We start from the raw sequence: 14,210 nt of genomic DNA, 5'->3' as shown, positions 1-14,210 counted from the left end.
GGCGAACGGCGCGCGCCCGCTACATCGGCTCGACGTAGCGGGCGCGCCACTCCGGACGGGGGTCGGAGCCGGGGCTCGTCCAGTACTCGCGGCCGGCGACGATCCGCCCGTCGCGGACGGTCCAGAACGACGCGGCGTGGAACAGGCCGAGGTCCACGTGCGGCACCTCGACCTCGGAGACGGCCTGGTCGCCCTCGCCCACGATCCTGAGCACGCGGACCGACCAGCCCTCCGGGTACTCGCTGTTGACGGCGAGGAAGTTCGCCCTGCCGACGATGCGCTCACCGCTCACGGGCCACTCCACCACGGCGTCCTCGGCGATCAGTTCACCGGCACCGGCCCAGTCGCGCGCCTGGATCCGCTGCCACAGCTCTTCGACGACCTTCGCAGACTCCACGCTCACAGCATGCCGGACGGAGCGCCGCCCGGTCCCCGGTACGGCAGGGTCTGCCGGTAGACCACGCTGGTCGTGACGCTCCCGAACCGCGCCAACTCGTCCATGACCTGCTCCAGGTGGACCATGGACGCGGCGGCGACCTTCAGCACGTAGCACTCCTCCCCCGTGGTGCGCAGGCACTCCAGGATCTCCGGACGCTCCCCGAGGAGCCGGTGCAGGGGTTCGTGCCGGCTGCCGGGGTACTTCAGGCGGACGACCGCGAGCACCGGGTATCCGGCCCTGCCGAGGTCGACCTCGGCGCGGTAGCCCGTGATGACGCCCAGGGTCTCCAGCCGGCGGACCCGCTCGGTGGTCGCGGAGGCGCCGAGGCGGACCCGGCGGGCCAGTTCGGTGAAGGGGATCCGGCCGTCGCGCTGCAGTTCGTCGAGGATCGCCCAGTCGGTCGCGTCGAGATTCTCGGCCATGCGGCGAAGATACCGGCGGATCCACGGCCGGACGGCGATCACACCGGGAGGAACGCCTTCCGGCCGGGGCGGCCGGCTGGATAGCCTGACGGGGTGCGAATCGGTGTGAACGTCCCGAATTTCGGGCCCGGAACCGACCCCGGCGTGCTGCGCGACTGGGCGCGGACGGTGGAGGGGCTGGGCTTCGACCTGCTGATGGTCTCCGACCACGTCGTGGTGACCCCCGACGTGGCGGAGCAGTACCCGGCGCCCTTCTACGAGCCCTTCACCACCCTGTCGTGGCTCGCCGGCGTCACCGACAGGATCCGGCTGGGGACGACGGTGCTGATCCTGCCGTACCGGCATCCGCTGCTGACGGCCCGGATGGCCGCGAACCTCAACATGCTCAGCGGCGGCCGGCTGGTGCTCGGCGTGGGAGTGGGCTGGGCGCGGCAGGAGTTCGCGGCGCTGGGCGTCCCGTTCGAGCGGCGCGGCGCGCTGACGGACGAGCACCTGACGGCCCTGCGCGAGGCATGGAAGGACGACGCCGACTACGCAGGCGGCCCCGTGCCGCTGTGGATCGGCGGCAACAGCGCGGCAGGGCGCCGGCGCGCGGTCCGCGTCGGCGACGCCTGGCATCCGCTGCGGTTCACCCTGCCCTGGCTGCACGAGGCCGTCGGCGAGCTCGCCTCCCAGGCACGCGAGCAGGGCCGGCCCGTACCCGCCCTCGCGCCCCGCATCGCCCTGCGGATCACGGCGGAACCGGTGACGGGTCCGGACCGGCTCGCGGGTGAGGGCACCCTCGAGCAGGTCACCGCCGACCTCGCGGAGCTGCGGGCGCTCGGTGCGGACACCGTCGTCCTCGACCCCTTCAACGGCGACCCCCGCGAGACGCTGCGCCCGCAGACGGCGTGGCAGGCGCTCGCGGCGGTCGCCGCCCACCGCTCACGAACGGAGTGACGATGACCGACGAGATGACGACCCGGCTGCTGCGCCGGGCGGTCGAACTGGCCGCCGAGGCCCGCGCCTCCGGCAATCCGCCCTTCGGCTCGCTGCTCGCCGGGCCGGACGGGTCCGTGCTCGCCGAGGACCGCAACAGCAGCCTCAGCGACGGCGACATCACCGCCCACCCCGAGCTGAAGCTGGCGCGGTGGGCGGCCCGGGAGCTCGATCCGGCCACCGCGGCCGCCACCACCATGTACACCAGCTGCCAGCCCTGCGGGATGTGCGCGGGCGCCATCGAGCGCTCGGGGCTGGGCCGCGTCGTCTACGCGCTGTCCACCGACCAGCTCACCGGACTCAAGTCGCCCGCGGCCAAGACCGGTTTCCCGCACGTGCCGCAGGACGGCCCGGCCCTGTACGACGAGGCCCGGGTCCCGGTCGAGGGCTACTACTGATCCCGCCGGCCCCGCCGATCCCGCCCCGGCCGCTCACTCCTGCTTCTCGCCCGAGGCGAAGCGGGAGATGATCAGGGCGACGATGATGATGGCCCCGTTGAGGAACTGGTTCCACAGCGGGGGCACGCCCGCCAGGGTCATCACGTTGACGACGAGCTGCAGGGTCAGGACGCCGGTGAGCGCCCCGAAGAGCGTGCCGCGGCCGCCGTTGAGGCTGACCCCGCCGATCACGGTCGCGGCGAAGACCTGGAAGATCCAGCCGCTGCCCTGGTCCGCGGAGATCGAGCCGTAGTGCCCGCTGTAGAGCACGCCCGCGAAGGCGGCGAGCACGCCGCCCACGATGAGCACCACCCAGGTGATCCGGTCCACCCGGATGCCGGCGGTGCGCGCGGCCTCGGGGTTGCCGCCGATCGCGTAGAGCGCCCGGCCGTGCCGCAGCCAGGCGAGCGCGCAGCCGCCGACCGCGAAGAGCAGGGCGCAGACCCAGATCGCGGCGGGCACCCCGGCCCAGGAGGCGTGCCCGAGGTAGGTGAACGAGGCGGGCAGCTCGACGATGGAACGGCCCTCGGAGATGGCGATCTGCAGCCCGCGCAGCATGGTGAGCGCGCCTAGGGTGACGATGAAGCCGTTCAGCCGCAGCTTGAGGATGAAGAAGCCGTTGACGGCGCCGATGACCGCGCCCACCAGCAGGCACACCGGTATCGCCGTCCAGACCGGCAGCAGTTCCAGGCCGGTGAAGCGGCCGCCCGCGGCGGGCAGCACGAGCCAGACGGCGATGACGGGCGCGACGCCGATGGTGGACTCCAGCGACAGGTCCATCCGTCCCGCGATGAGGATCAGCGCCTGGGCCAGTACGAGCAGGCTGAGTTCGGTGGACTGCTGGGCGACGCCGATGAGGTTGTCGGAGGTGAGGAAGGCCGGCGAGACGATGAAGCCGATGACGCCCAGCACCAGGATCGCGGGGACGAGGGACAGTTCGCGGAATCGGGCGAGCCCGCCCGGTACGCGGCGCGGCGTCCCGGCCGCGGCCGCCTCGGCGGCGGGCACCGGCTCGGTGACGTCAGTGGTGGTGGACATGGCTACCCTTCCTGTTCCTCTCCCTGCTCGGTGTCCCGCTCCTGCGCGGGACGGGCGGCCACGCCCTCCATGGCGGCGACCAGGTCCTCGTCGCGCCAGCCCCGGCCGAACTCCGCGACCACCCGGCCGTGGAACATGGCCACGATCCGGTCGCACGCCCTGAGGTCGTCCAGTTCGTCGGAGACGACCAGCGCCGCCCGCCCGTCGTCGGCGACCTTGCGGATCCTGCCCAGCAGGAACTCCTTGGAGCGCACGTCCACCCCGTTGGTGGGGCGCACGGCGACGAGTACGTGCGGGTCGGTGGCGAGGGCGCGGGCGACCACGACCTTCTGCTGGTTGCCGCCGGAGAGCGCGGAGACGGGGGTCCCCGCGCCCGGAGTCCTGATGTCCAGGTCCTTGATCATGCGCTCGGCGAACTCACGCGTCCGCGAGGGCAGTACGGTGCCGTACGGCCCGAGCTGGTCGGTGACGGTGAGGGTGGCGTTCTCGGCCACACTGCGCGAGCCGACCAGGCCCTGGTGGTGGCGGTCCTCGGGGACCAGGCCCACCCCGGCGGCCAGCGCGGCGGGGACCCCGGACGCGCGGACCTCCCGCCCGGCGACGGCGATCCGCCCGGTGTCGGCGCGGTGCAGCCCCGCGAGGGTCTCCGCCAGCCGGACGTTGCCGCTGGCGGTGGCCCCCGCGAGGCCGACGACCTCGCCCGCGCGGACCTCCAGGGAGACGTCGGCGTAGGCGTCGCGCAGGGTCAGGCCGGTCACGTCCAGCAGCGGCGCGCCCGTGGCGGCCGTTGCCCGGCCGGTCGCAGGGGCGGCGCCCGCCGCGGGCGCGGCGGCGCTCTCCCCGGTCATCGCCTCGACCAGGGCGTCGTGGTCCAGGTCGGCCACGGGCGCGGTGACGATGTGTCGGGCGTCCCGGTAGACGGTGACGGTGGTGCAGAGGTCGTAGACCTCCTGCAGGTGGTGCGAGATGAAGAGGAAGGCCACGCCCTGCCGCTGCAGGTCGCGGAGCTTGTCGAAGAGCCGGGCGATGCCGCGGGCGTCGAGCCGGGCGGTGGGCTCGTCGAGGATGATGAAGCGCGCGCCGAAGGAGAGGGCGCGCGCGATCTCGACGAACTGCCGCTGTTCCACGGTGAGGTCCCGGGCACGCGCGGCGGGGTCGATGTCGACCCCGTACTCGCCCAGCAGTTCCGACGCGCGGCGGCGCAGTGCCGTCCACCGGATGGGGCGCAGCGCGCCGGGGCTCTGCCGGTTGAGGAACAGGTTCTCGGCGACGGAGAGGTCGCCGATGACGGTGGAGCGCTGGTAGACACAGGCGACCCGGGAGCGCCAGGCGTCGGTGTCGCCGACGGAGGGCGCCGGCTCGCCCGAGAAGCGCAGGGTGCCGGTGTCGGGCTGCTGGAGGCCGGTGAGGATGCCGACGAGGGTGGACTTGCCGGCGCCGTTGCGGCCCACGAGGGCGTGCGACTCGCCCGGGGCGACCGAGATGCCCGCGTCGCGCAGCGCCACGGTGGCGCCGAAGCGCTTGCCGATCCCGGTCGCCTCGGCCACGGCCGGCGGCGCGGTGGCGGGGTCCGCCATGGTGGTCTTCCGTTCTTCGGTGCGGACGGGCGGTCAGCCGATGTTGTTGCCCCACAGGGCCTTGTCGTCGACGTTCTCCTTGGTCACCAGCGGCGCGGGGAGCTGGTCCTCCAGGCCGTTGGGGATGCTGATGATCGTCGAGTCGTGGTCGGTGGGACCCGCCTTGAAGGTCTTCCCCTCGGCGGCGGCCTTGGCGTAGTACAGCGCGTACTTCGCGTAGAGGTCGGCGGGCTGGGAGACGGTCGCGTCGATCTCGCCCTTGCGGATGGCGTCCAGCTCCTGCGGGATGCCGTCGTTGGAGACGATGCTGATGTGGCCCTTCTGCCCGGCCGGCTTGAGCAGGCCCTTCTGCTTGAGCAGGGCGAGCGTCGGCTGCAGGAAGACACCGCCGGCCTGCATGTAGATGCCGTTGAGGTCGGGGTGCTGGGCGAGCAGGCTCTGCAGCTTGGCGGAGGCGACGTCGCCCTTCCAGTCGGTGGGCAGCTCGAAGACCGTGATGCCGGGGAACTTCTCCTTCATGCACGCCGCGAACGCCTCGGAGCGGTCACGGCCGTTGATGGAGTCCAGAGCGCCCTGGAACTCGGCGACCTTGCCCTTGCCGCCCAGTTGCTCGCCCAGGAACTCGCAGGCCTTGGTGCCGTACGCCTTGTTGTCGGCGCGGACGACCATGTAGACGTCGCCCTTGTCGGGGCGGGTGTCCACGCTGACCACGGGGATCTTCTTGCCGGCGAGGGTGTCGAGGGTGGAGGCGATGGCGCCGGTGTCCTGCGGGGCCATGACGACGGCCTTGGCCCCGGTGTTCTGGAAGACCTGGACGTTGGCGACGAGCTTGGTGACGTCGTTCTGGGAGTTGCTCCGCGGCAGCGCGTTCAGGCCGTCGTCCTTGATGCCCTTCTCGAGGTACTGCGCGTAGGAGTTCCAGAAGTCGGAGTCGGAGCGCGGCAGGTCGATGCCGATGGCGGGCTTGTCGTCGCCGGAGCCGGCGGCGGTGCCGGTGCTGCCGCGGTTGCAGGCGGTGGCGAGGGCGGCCGTGACGAGAACGGCCGCGGCTATCGCGGCGGTGGAGCGCGTGCGGGCGGGCTTCATGCCGTGTTCTCCCTGTCCGGGTAAGCCGGGCGATTCATCCGAGGTATCCCGGACGAGAGGAAGGTAAGTCCGTCTCGCGTGCCTGACAACCCCTTATACGGACACGATCGAATGGAGTTCGACAGGCGAGACATCCGAGGAATGGATTGCCAGTCCCGTCCTGGGGCCCTAGAGTCACCGTGGCGCGAGACCTCCGATGTCTTGGCCAGGCCGAGCGTGAAAGGCAGCCACTTGTCCGCAACCTCCGCCCGCATCACCGCGATCGACACCAGCGACATCCGCTTCCCCACCTCGCGGGAACTCGACGGCTCGGACGCGATGAATCCGGATCCCGACTACTCCGCCGCGTACGTGGTGCTGCGCACCGACGCCGACGACGGCCATGAGGGTCACGGCTTCGTCTTCACCATCGGCCGGGGCAACGACGTCCAGGTCGCGGCGATCGAGGCACTCCGCCCCCACCTCGTCGGCCGGCCGGTCGACGAGCTGTGCGCCGACCCCGGCTCCGTGGCGCGCGACCTGACCGGCGACAGCCAGCTGCGCTGGCTGGGGCCCGAGAAGGGCGTGATGCACATGGCGATCGGGGCCGTCGTCAACGCCGTGTGGGACCTGGCCGCCAAGCGCCGGGGCCTGCCGCTGTGGCGGCTGCTGGCCGAGGGCGACCCCGAATGGCTCGTCTCCCAGGTCGACTTCCGCTACATCGAGGACGCCCTCACCCCCGAGCGCGCGCTCGAACTGCTGCGCGCGGGCCGCGAGGGCGCCGCCGCGCGCACCGCCGCGCTGCTGGAACACGGCTACCCCGGCTACACCACCTCTCCCGGCTGGCTCGGCTACTCCGACGAGAAGCTGACCCGGCTCGCCGAGCAGGCCGTGGCCGACGGCTTCACCCAGATCAAGCTGAAGGTCGGCGCCGACTTCGGCGACGACGTACGGCGCATGCGCGCGGCCCGCGCCGCCGTGGGCCCGGACGTGCGCATCGCGATCGACGCCAACCAGCGGTGGGGCGTCGCCGAGGCCGTCTCCTGGGTGACCGCGCTGGCCGAGTTCGACCCGTACTGGATCGAGGAACCCACCTCCCCCGACGACGTCCTCGGCCACGCCGCGATCCGCAAGGCGGTCGCCCCGGTCCGGGTCGCCACCGGCGAGCACGTGCAGAACCGCATCGTCTTCAAGCAGTTGCTGCAGGCCGGCGCGATCGACGTGCTGCAGATCGACGCGGCACGGGTCGGCGGGGTCAACGAGAACCTGGCGATCCTGCTGCTGGCCGCGGCCTTCGACGTCCCGGTGTGCCCGCACGCGGGCGGCGTCGGGCTGTGCGAACTGGTGCAGCACCTGTCGATGTTCGACTTCGTGGCGCTGGCCGGGACGACCGAGGACCGTGCCATCGAGTACGTGGACCACCTCCACGAGCACTTCACCACACCGGTCGTCATGCGCCGCGGCCACTACACCGCCCCGGTGGCACCCGGTTTCTCCGCGCAGATGCGACCGGAATCGATCGACGCGTACCGCTACCCCGACGGTACGTTCTGGGTGGCCGACCGGGCACGGCAGGAAGGTGGGACGGCATGAGCGAGGAGTTGCGCGACCTGGAGGGCCTCGGCGCCCTGGTCACGGGCGGCGCCTCCGGGATCGGCCTGGCGACCGCGCGGCTGCTGGCCGCGCGCGGCGCGCGGGTCGCCGTACTGGACCTGGCGCCGGACGGACTGCCCGGGCAGCTGACCGGTTTCAAGGCCGACGTGTCCGACGACGCCTCCACCCGCGCCGCCGTGGACGCCGCCGCGGAGGCGCTCGGCGGCCTCGACGTCCTCGTCAACAACGCGGGCATCGGGGCGGCGGGCACCGTCGAGGACAACCCCGACGAGCAGTGGCACCGCGTGCTCGACGTCAATGTGCTGGGCATGGTGCGCACCACCCGCGCGGCGCTCCCGTACCTGCGGCGCTCGGCCCGGCCCGCGATCGTCAACACCTGCTCCATCGCCGCCACCGCCGGGCTGCCGCAGCGCGCGCTGTACAGCGCCAGCAAGGGCGCCGTGCTCTCGCTGACCCTGGCGATGGCCGCTGACCACGTCCGCGAGGGAATCCGGGTCAACTGCGTCAACCCCGGTACCGCCGACACCCCGTGGGTGGCCCGGCTGCTGGACGCCGCGGACGACCCCGAGGCGGAACGCGCCGCCCTCGACGCCCGGCAGCCGATGGGCCGGCTGGTGACCGCCGACGAGGTCGCCGCCGCCATCGTCTACCTGGCGAGTCCCGCCGCGGCCTCCGTCACCGGCACCGCGCTCGCCGTGGACGGCGGCATGGCCGGGCTGCGGCTGCGCCCCGCCGGGCAGTGAGGGGCAGGACCGCGATGCGCACCTCCACCCTGGGCCGCAGCGGTGTCGCCGTCACCGAGCTGGGCTTCGGGGCCGCCCCGATCGGCAACCTGTTCACCCCGGTCGGCGACGACGCCGCCCGCGCGGCCGTGGACGCCGCGTGGGACGCCGGCGTCCGCTACTTCGACACCGCGCCCCACTACGGGCTCGGCCTGTCCGAGCGCCGGCTCGGCGCCGCCCTGCGCGACCGGCCGCGCGCCGGGTACACCGTCTCGACCAAGGTGGGGCGGCTGCTGGAGCCCGGCGGTCCCGGCGGGGACGACCTGGCGAACGGCTTCGCCGTGCCCGCCCGGCTGCGCCGGGTCTGGGACTTCAGCGCCGACGGCGTCCGGCGCTCCATCGAGGCCAGCCTGGAGCGCCTGGGCCTGGACCACGTCGACCTGGTCTACCTCCACGACCCCGACGACCACGCCGAGGAGGCCTTCGGCCAGGGGTACCCGGCGCTGGAGCGACTGCGCGCGGAGGGCGTCGTCCGCGCGATCGGCGCGGGCATGAACCAGACCGCCATGCTCGCCCGCTTCCTGCGCGACACCGACGTCGACGTGGTGCTGATGGCCGGCCGCTACACGCTGCTGGAGCAGGAGGGCCTGGCCGAGGTGCTGCCGCTGGCGGCGTCCCGCGGCGCGAGCGTGGTCGTGGGCGGCGCCTTCAACTCCGGCCTGCTGATCGACCCGGGCGAGGGCGCCACCTACGACTACGCCCCCGCCCCGGAGCCCGTGCTGGCCCGCGCCCGGCGCCTGCGGTCGGTGACGGGCCGGCACGGCGTGCCGCTGCGCGCGGCCGCGCTGCGCTTCCCCGCGGCCCATCCCGCCGTCGCGAGCACGCTGGTGGGACTGCGCTCCGCCGACGAGGCGCGGGACACCGCCGCACTGCTGCGGCTGCCGCTGCCGGCCCCGATGTGGGCCGATCTGCGCGCCGAGGGCCTGCTCGGCGCCGACGTGCCCGTACCGGACGAGGAGGTGTCATGAGGGTCGCCCTGCACACCACGGTGCGAGCGGACCGGATCGCCGCGTACGAGGCCGCGCACCGCGAGGTGCCCGCGGAACTGACCGCCGCCATCCGCGGCGCGGGCGTACGGGAGTGGACGATCTGGCGCAGCGGCGTCGACCTCTTCCATCTGCTGGACGTCGACGACTACCCGGCGATGCTCGCCGCGCTGGAGCGGCTGCCCGTCAACATCGCCTGGCAGGCGCGGATGGCGGAGCTGCTGGAGGTCGCCCACGACTACTCCGCCGAGGGCGCCGGCGCGCCGCTGCCGGTGGTGTGGGAGCTGTGACCGCGGTCGAGGGCATCGTCGACGCGCACCACCACCTGTGGGACCTGTCGGTGCGCGACCAGGACTGGATCACCGGGGAACGGCTGGCCCCGCTGCGCCGCGACTTCTCCCTCGCCGACCTGGAGCCGGAGGCCAAGGCAGCGGGCGTCACCGCGACCGTCCTCGTCCAGACCGTCACGGTGGCCGCGGAGACCCCGGAGTTCCTGGCGCTGGCCGCGGGCAGCGACCTGGTGGCCGGGGTGGTCGGCTGGACCGACCTGACGGACCCCGCGGTCGCCGACCGGCTGGCGGCCCTGCGCGAACTGCCAGGCGGGGAGCGCCTGGTGGGAATCCGCCACCAGGTACAGGGCGAACCCGACCCGCAGTGGCTGCTCCGTCCCGACGTACTGCGCGGACTGCGCGCGGTGGCCGACGCCGGGCTCGTCTACGACCTGGTGGTGCTCCCCCACCAGCTCCCGGCCGCCACCCGCGCCGCGGGCCTCGTGCCCGAGCTGGTGTTCGTCCTCGACCACCTGGGCAAGCCGCTCGTCGCCGAGGGCGCCACGCAGCCGTGGGGCGAGGACGTGCGGTCGCTGGCCGCGCGGCCCAACACCGTCTGCAAGCTCTCCGGCATGGTCACCGAGGCCGAGTGGGACACCTGGACGACGGCGGACCTCGCGCCCTACGCGGCCACCGTGCTCGACGCCTTCGGACCGAACCGCCTCATGTTCGGCTCCGACTGGCCGGTGTGCCGGCTCGCCGCCTCCTACGCCGAGGTGGTCGACACCGCCCGCGTGCTGACCGGCGAACTGGCCGAGGCCGAGCGGCGGGAGGTCTTCTCCGGCACGGCCCGGCGCGTCTACGGGCTCTGATCCCCCGCACGGACGGCCCCGGGCGGGGCAGGGGTGATTAGACTCCCACCCCTGGCGGCACGAGGGACGGGCGTGGGCGCGTGAGCGACGGCAGACCGGACACACCCCCGGCGAGCACGGCGGGGCGGCTCACCGTGCGCGACGTGCTCGATCTGGACCTCGTGACGCCCTGGGTGCCGGAGGTCGTGGCCGGTTCCGCCCATCTGCACCGCGCGGTGCGCTGGCTGCACGTGGCCGAGGCGCTGGACGTCGGGGTCATGCTCAGCGGCGGCGAGATGGTGCTGACCACCGGCCTGCTGCTGGCGGGCGACGAGCGGGCGCAGCGCGAGTACGTCGAGTCGATGCAGCGCGCCGACGTCGCGGCGGTCGTCCTGGGCCTCGGGCGGGCGTTCCGCACCACGCCCGAGCCGATGCGCCGGGCCGCCGAGCGCTGCGGGGTGCCGCTGGTCGTGCTGCACCGCCCGGCGCCGTTCGCCCGGCTCACCGAGGAGGTGCACGCCCGGCTGGTGCACGGCCGGTTCGCCGCGCTCGACCTCTCCGACCGGGTCCGCTCCTCGCTGACCGCCCTCAACCTCTCCGGCGCCAGCCTCCAGCAGGTGCTGGACGAGATCGCGGCGCACAGCGGATGTCCCGCCGTCGTCGTCAACCTCGCGCAGCGCGTGCTGGCCTCGGCCGGGGACAAGGGTTCGCTCAACGACCTGCTGCGCGACTGGGAGCGGGTCTCCGGCCAGGTCGCCGAACTGGCCGGCAGCGGCGCGGTGACGGTCGGCCCGGACGGCTGGATCGTCGCGCCGCTGGAGGCCCGGGGCAGGCAGTGGGGGCGCCTGGTGCTCTTCGGCCACCACGGCCCGGAGGAGTTCGGCCGGGTGCTGGGCGCCCGTGCATCCGAGGCGCTGGCCATGCACCGCCTCCTCGGCGACCAGGACCGGGGCTGGGAGGACCAGGCCGCCGAGTCGCTGCTGCACGACCTGGCGACGGGCACGGCCCGCCCCGAGCAGTTGGTCACCCGGGTGCGGGCCGCGGGCCTCCCGGTCAACCGGCGCGTCTTCGTCCCCGTCGTCGTCCGCCCCCTCGGCGCGGCGCCGCAGGGCCGGGACGACATGCCGGAGCTGATCGAGCACGCGCTGGCCGAACACCCCGGCGTCGCCGGGCTGGTGGCCCGGATCGGCGCCGCCGGTACGGCGGTCCTGCTGAGCATCCCCGCCGGTCAGGACGCCGACGCCGCCGTACACAAGGTGGCGGTGCGGGTGCGTGGGGAACTGGCCGGGCGGGGCCGTACGGTGGTGGTCGGCGCGGGCTTCGGCTGCCGGGAACTGGACGAGGTGCGCCGCTCCTTCGTCGAGGCGGTGCACGTGGCGGACGCGGCGGTCGCCGGCCCGCCGGACGCGCCGGTGGCCCGGCTGCGCGACGTACGGCTGCGCGGCCTGGTGCGCCTGCTGCGCGACGAGCCGGAGCTTCAGGCCTTCATCGGGCGGGAGCTGGGCCCCCTGCTGGGGAACCCGGCGCTGCTGGAGGTGCTGCGCACCTATCTGGCGACGGGCCGCAACAAGTCGGCGGCCGCCCAGGTGCACCACGTCAGCCGGCCCGCCCTGTACCGGCGACTGCAGAGCATCGAGTCGCTGCTCGGCATCGACCTGGACGACTGGGAACAGCTCACCTCGCTCTATGTGGCGCTGCTCGCGCACGAGGCGCAGCGCGCCGCGGGGCCCGGGCCCGGCCGCTGAGGGCGGCGGACCCGGGCCCGGGACGCGCGGTCAGCTCCTGCGGTCCGGCGCGAGCCGGCTGAGCAGGACGTAGACGAGGAGGGATGCGGCGAGGCCGACGGCCCATCCGTAGTCCGCGAGCGGCTTCAGGAAGGGGATCAGTCCGTCGACCGGGAACGGCCCCTGCTTGACGCCCTTGGCGTCGAGTCCGGAGTGCGAGCCGCCGATGGCGAGGACGCCGCCGACCACGAAGGCGGCCAGCGCCCGCCAGTTCCAGCCGCCGTCGTACCAGTAGCGGCCCTCGGACCTGTAGAGGTCGGCGAGTTCCAGCCGTGTGCGGCGAAGGATCCAGTAGTCGGCGATCAGGATGCCGGCCACGGTGCCCAGCAGGCCGCCGACGGTGCCGAGCCAGGTGAAGATGTACGCCTGCGGGCTGGCCAGCAGCTTCCACGGGAAGATGACGACGCCGACGACCGAGGTGATCAGCGCGCCGGTGCGGAAGCTGATCCTGCGCGGCGCGATATTGGACAGGTCGAAGGCGGGCGAGACCACGTTCGCGGCGATGTTCACCGACAGGGTCGCCACCAGGACCGTGATCAGCGCGAAGAGCACCGCGGCCCAGTTGTCGAGCTTCGCGGCCAGGGCCACCGGGTCCCAGATCGGCTCGCCGTAGACCGCCTGCGAGCCGGAGGTCACGAGCACCGACAGCAGCGCGAAGAGCGTCATCGTGGTGGGCAGGCCGAGGGACTGCCCCCACAGCTGGGCGCGCTGCCCGGCCGCGTAGCGGGTGAAGTCGGGGATGTTGAGGGAGAGCGTCGACCAGAAGCCGATCATGCCCATGAGGGCGGGGAAGAAGACCTTCCAGAAGTCGCCGCCCCAGCCGAGTGCGGAGGGCTGGTCGAGCAGCGGGCCGAGGCCGCCCGCCTTGTCCGTCATCCAGATCAGCAGCGCGATGGCGCCGACGATGACGAAGGGAGCCGCCCAGTTCTCGAACCGCCGCACCATCTCCATGCCGCGCACGATGATCGCGACCTGGATGATCCAGAAGACGACGAAGGACAGCCACTGCGTCCACGGGTACCCGCCGATCGTCCCGGCGGTGGCCCACGAGTCACCGAAGAGCTTCCCGGCGAGCAGGAAGATGCCGGAGCCGCCGATCCAGGTCTGGATGCCGAACCACACGCAGGCGACGGCCGCCCGGACCAGGGCGGGCAGGTTGGCCCCGCGCACCCCGAACGACGCGCGGGCGAACACCGGGAACGGGATGCCGTACTTGGGGCCGGCGTGGCCGGTGAGCAGCATCGGCACCAGCACGATGACGTTGGCGAGGGCGATGGTGAGCACCGCCTGCTTCCAGTCCATGCCGAGGGCGACCAGGCCCGAGGCGAGGGTCCAGGAGGCGACGTTGTGGGCCATCCCGACCCACAGCGCGGTGAAGTTGTAGGTGGTCCACTTCCGCTGGGCGAGCGGAACGGGCAGCAGGTCCTCGTTGGCGTACGGGCCGGACGGGACGGCGTCGGGCGAGAGCTCGACGCGGCCGTCGGCCCCGGCTCTTCCGGCAGGGGGTGGAGCGGTGGCTGTCATGGCAGCCCCCTTCGTTCGAGGGGTACGGGGATCGAACGTGCCGTGCGGGGGGATGGCGGACCCGGGATCAGGCGCGGAGCGCGGGGATGACGGTGGAGCCGTAGACGTCGATCACGGACTCCTTGGCGTCCTGCATGTCGTACAGGGCGAACTGGTCGACACCGAGGGCCTCGAGGGCGCGCAGCTTCTCGACGTGCTGCTCGGCGGTGCCGATGAGGCAGAAGCGGTCGACGATCTCGTCGGGGACGAACGCGGTGTCGGGGTTGCCGGTGCGGCCGTGGTGCGAGTAGTCGTACCCCTCGCGGGCCCGGATGTAATCCGTGAGCTCCTGGGGGACGGCGCTGGATCCCTCGCCGTACTTGGAGACGAGGTCGGCGACGTGGTTGCCGACCATGCCGCCGAACCAGCGGCACTGCTCGCGGGCGTGGGCCAGCGCCTGCGGGG

At 73.3% G+C, this 14,210-nt stretch carries 15 protein-coding genes; 8 read left to right on the top strand and 7 right to left on the bottom strand.

Annotation, left to right across the window (positions count from 1 at the left end):
- Window positions 1-19: 19 nt before the first annotated feature.
- Both CHF15_RS28565 and CHF15_RS28560 read right to left on the bottom strand, forming a co-directional pair.
- Window positions 20-397 (bottom strand): nuclear transport factor 2 family protein, encoded by a 378-nt coding sequence (locus CHF15_RS28565; protein ID WP_089226771.1) that lies wholly within the window; start codon window positions 395-397, stop codon window positions 20-22.
- Window positions 398-399: 2 nt separating this feature from the next.
- On the bottom strand, window positions 400-861 hold the full coding sequence (locus tag CHF15_RS28560; RefSeq protein WP_089226857.1) for an Lrp/AsnC family transcriptional regulator: 462 nt from the start codon (window positions 859-861) through the stop codon (window positions 400-402).
- Window positions 862-954: 93 nt separating this feature from the next.
- Between CHF15_RS28560 and CHF15_RS28555 the strand changes: the two genes are divergently transcribed.
- Together CHF15_RS28555 and CHF15_RS28550 are read left to right on the top strand one after the other, a co-directional pair.
- A complete protein-coding gene (locus CHF15_RS28555; protein WP_089226770.1) occupies window positions 955-1,800 on the top strand; it encodes a TIGR03619 family F420-dependent LLM class oxidoreductase in 846 nt (281 codons plus the stop codon).
- Window positions 1,801-1,802: 2 nt separating this feature from the next.
- The gene (locus CHF15_RS28550; RefSeq protein WP_089226769.1) at window positions 1,803-2,237 is read left to right on the top strand and encodes a nucleoside deaminase; all 435 of its coding nucleotides are present in this window, start codon (window positions 1,803-1,805) and stop codon (window positions 2,235-2,237) included.
- 33 nt (window positions 2,238-2,270) lie between these two features.
- Here CHF15_RS28550 and CHF15_RS28545 read toward each other — a convergent pair whose 3' ends face one another.
- Genes CHF15_RS28545 through CHF15_RS28535 form a run of 3 tightly spaced genes read right to left on the bottom strand, consistent with a single transcriptional unit; the run spans window position 2,271 to window position 5,977 of the window.
- Window positions 2,271-3,314 (bottom strand): ABC transporter permease, encoded by a 1,044-nt coding sequence (locus CHF15_RS28545; protein WP_089226768.1) that lies wholly within the window; start codon window positions 3,312-3,314, stop codon window positions 2,271-2,273.
- Window positions 3,315-3,316: 2 nt separating this feature from the next.
- On the bottom strand, window positions 3,317-4,891 hold the full coding sequence (locus CHF15_RS28540) for a sugar ABC transporter ATP-binding protein (protein ID WP_089226767.1): 1,575 nt from the start codon (window positions 4,889-4,891) through the stop codon (window positions 3,317-3,319).
- 33 nt (window positions 4,892-4,924) lie between these two features.
- Window positions 4,925-5,977 (bottom strand): sugar ABC transporter substrate-binding protein, encoded by a 1,053-nt coding sequence (locus CHF15_RS28535; protein ID WP_089226766.1) that lies wholly within the window; start codon window positions 5,975-5,977, stop codon window positions 4,925-4,927.
- Window positions 5,978-6,208: 231 nt separating this feature from the next.
- Here CHF15_RS28535 and CHF15_RS28530 point away from each other — a divergent pair, with 231 nt between their 5' ends.
- From CHF15_RS28530 to CHF15_RS28505, 6 genes are all read left to right on the top strand, one after another.
- Window positions 6,209-7,549, top strand: coding sequence for an enolase C-terminal domain-like protein (locus CHF15_RS28530; RefSeq protein WP_089226765.1), 1,341 nt, complete (start codon window positions 6,209-6,211; stop codon window positions 7,547-7,549).
- Window positions 7,546-8,313 (top strand): SDR family NAD(P)-dependent oxidoreductase, encoded by a 768-nt coding sequence (locus CHF15_RS28525; protein WP_089226764.1) that lies wholly within the window; start codon window positions 7,546-7,548, stop codon window positions 8,311-8,313. Before CHF15_RS28530 ends, CHF15_RS28525 begins: the two co-directional genes overlap by 4 nt.
- A 14-nt stretch (window positions 8,314-8,327) precedes the next feature.
- Window positions 8,328-9,320 (top strand): aldo/keto reductase, encoded by a 993-nt coding sequence (locus CHF15_RS28520; protein WP_089226763.1) that lies wholly within the window; start codon window positions 8,328-8,330, stop codon window positions 9,318-9,320.
- On the top strand, window positions 9,317-9,628 hold the full coding sequence (locus CHF15_RS28515) for an L-rhamnose mutarotase (protein ID WP_089226762.1): 312 nt from the start codon (window positions 9,317-9,319) through the stop codon (window positions 9,626-9,628). The genes CHF15_RS28520 and CHF15_RS28515 overlap by 4 nt, the downstream gene beginning before the upstream one ends.
- Window positions 9,616-10,479: an amidohydrolase family protein gene (locus CHF15_RS28510; RefSeq protein ID WP_410169665.1), complete on the top strand. Its 864-nt coding sequence runs from the start codon at window positions 9,616-9,618 to the stop codon at window positions 10,477-10,479. Before CHF15_RS28515 ends, CHF15_RS28510 begins: the two co-directional genes overlap by 13 nt.
- Window positions 10,480-10,559: 80 nt before the next feature.
- Window positions 10,560-12,203, top strand: a complete 1,644-nt coding sequence (locus tag CHF15_RS28505; protein WP_089226760.1) for a PucR family transcriptional regulator — start codon at window positions 10,560-10,562, stop codon at window positions 12,201-12,203.
- Window positions 12,204-12,233: 30 nt separating this feature from the next.
- Here CHF15_RS28505 and CHF15_RS28500 read toward each other — a convergent pair whose 3' ends face one another.
- Both CHF15_RS28500 and CHF15_RS28495 read right to left on the bottom strand, forming a co-directional pair.
- Window positions 12,234-13,766, bottom strand: coding sequence for an NCS1 family nucleobase:cation symporter-1 (locus tag CHF15_RS28500; protein WP_089226759.1), 1,533 nt, complete (start codon window positions 13,764-13,766; stop codon window positions 12,234-12,236).
- Between the two features lie 67 nt (window positions 13,767-13,833).
- Window positions 13,834-14,210 (bottom strand): LLM class flavin-dependent oxidoreductase (locus CHF15_RS28495; protein WP_179280001.1); only part of this gene is annotated, 377 nt, incomplete at its 5' end.

This window comes from Actinacidiphila glaucinigra (assembly GCF_900188405.1).
Taxonomy (GTDB): Bacteria; Actinomycetota; Actinomycetes; order Streptomycetales; family Streptomycetaceae; genus Actinacidiphila; species Actinacidiphila glaucinigra.
The sequence above is the reverse complement of the archived record's forward strand: the minus strand, read 5'-3'. Positions and strand labels throughout refer to the sequence as shown.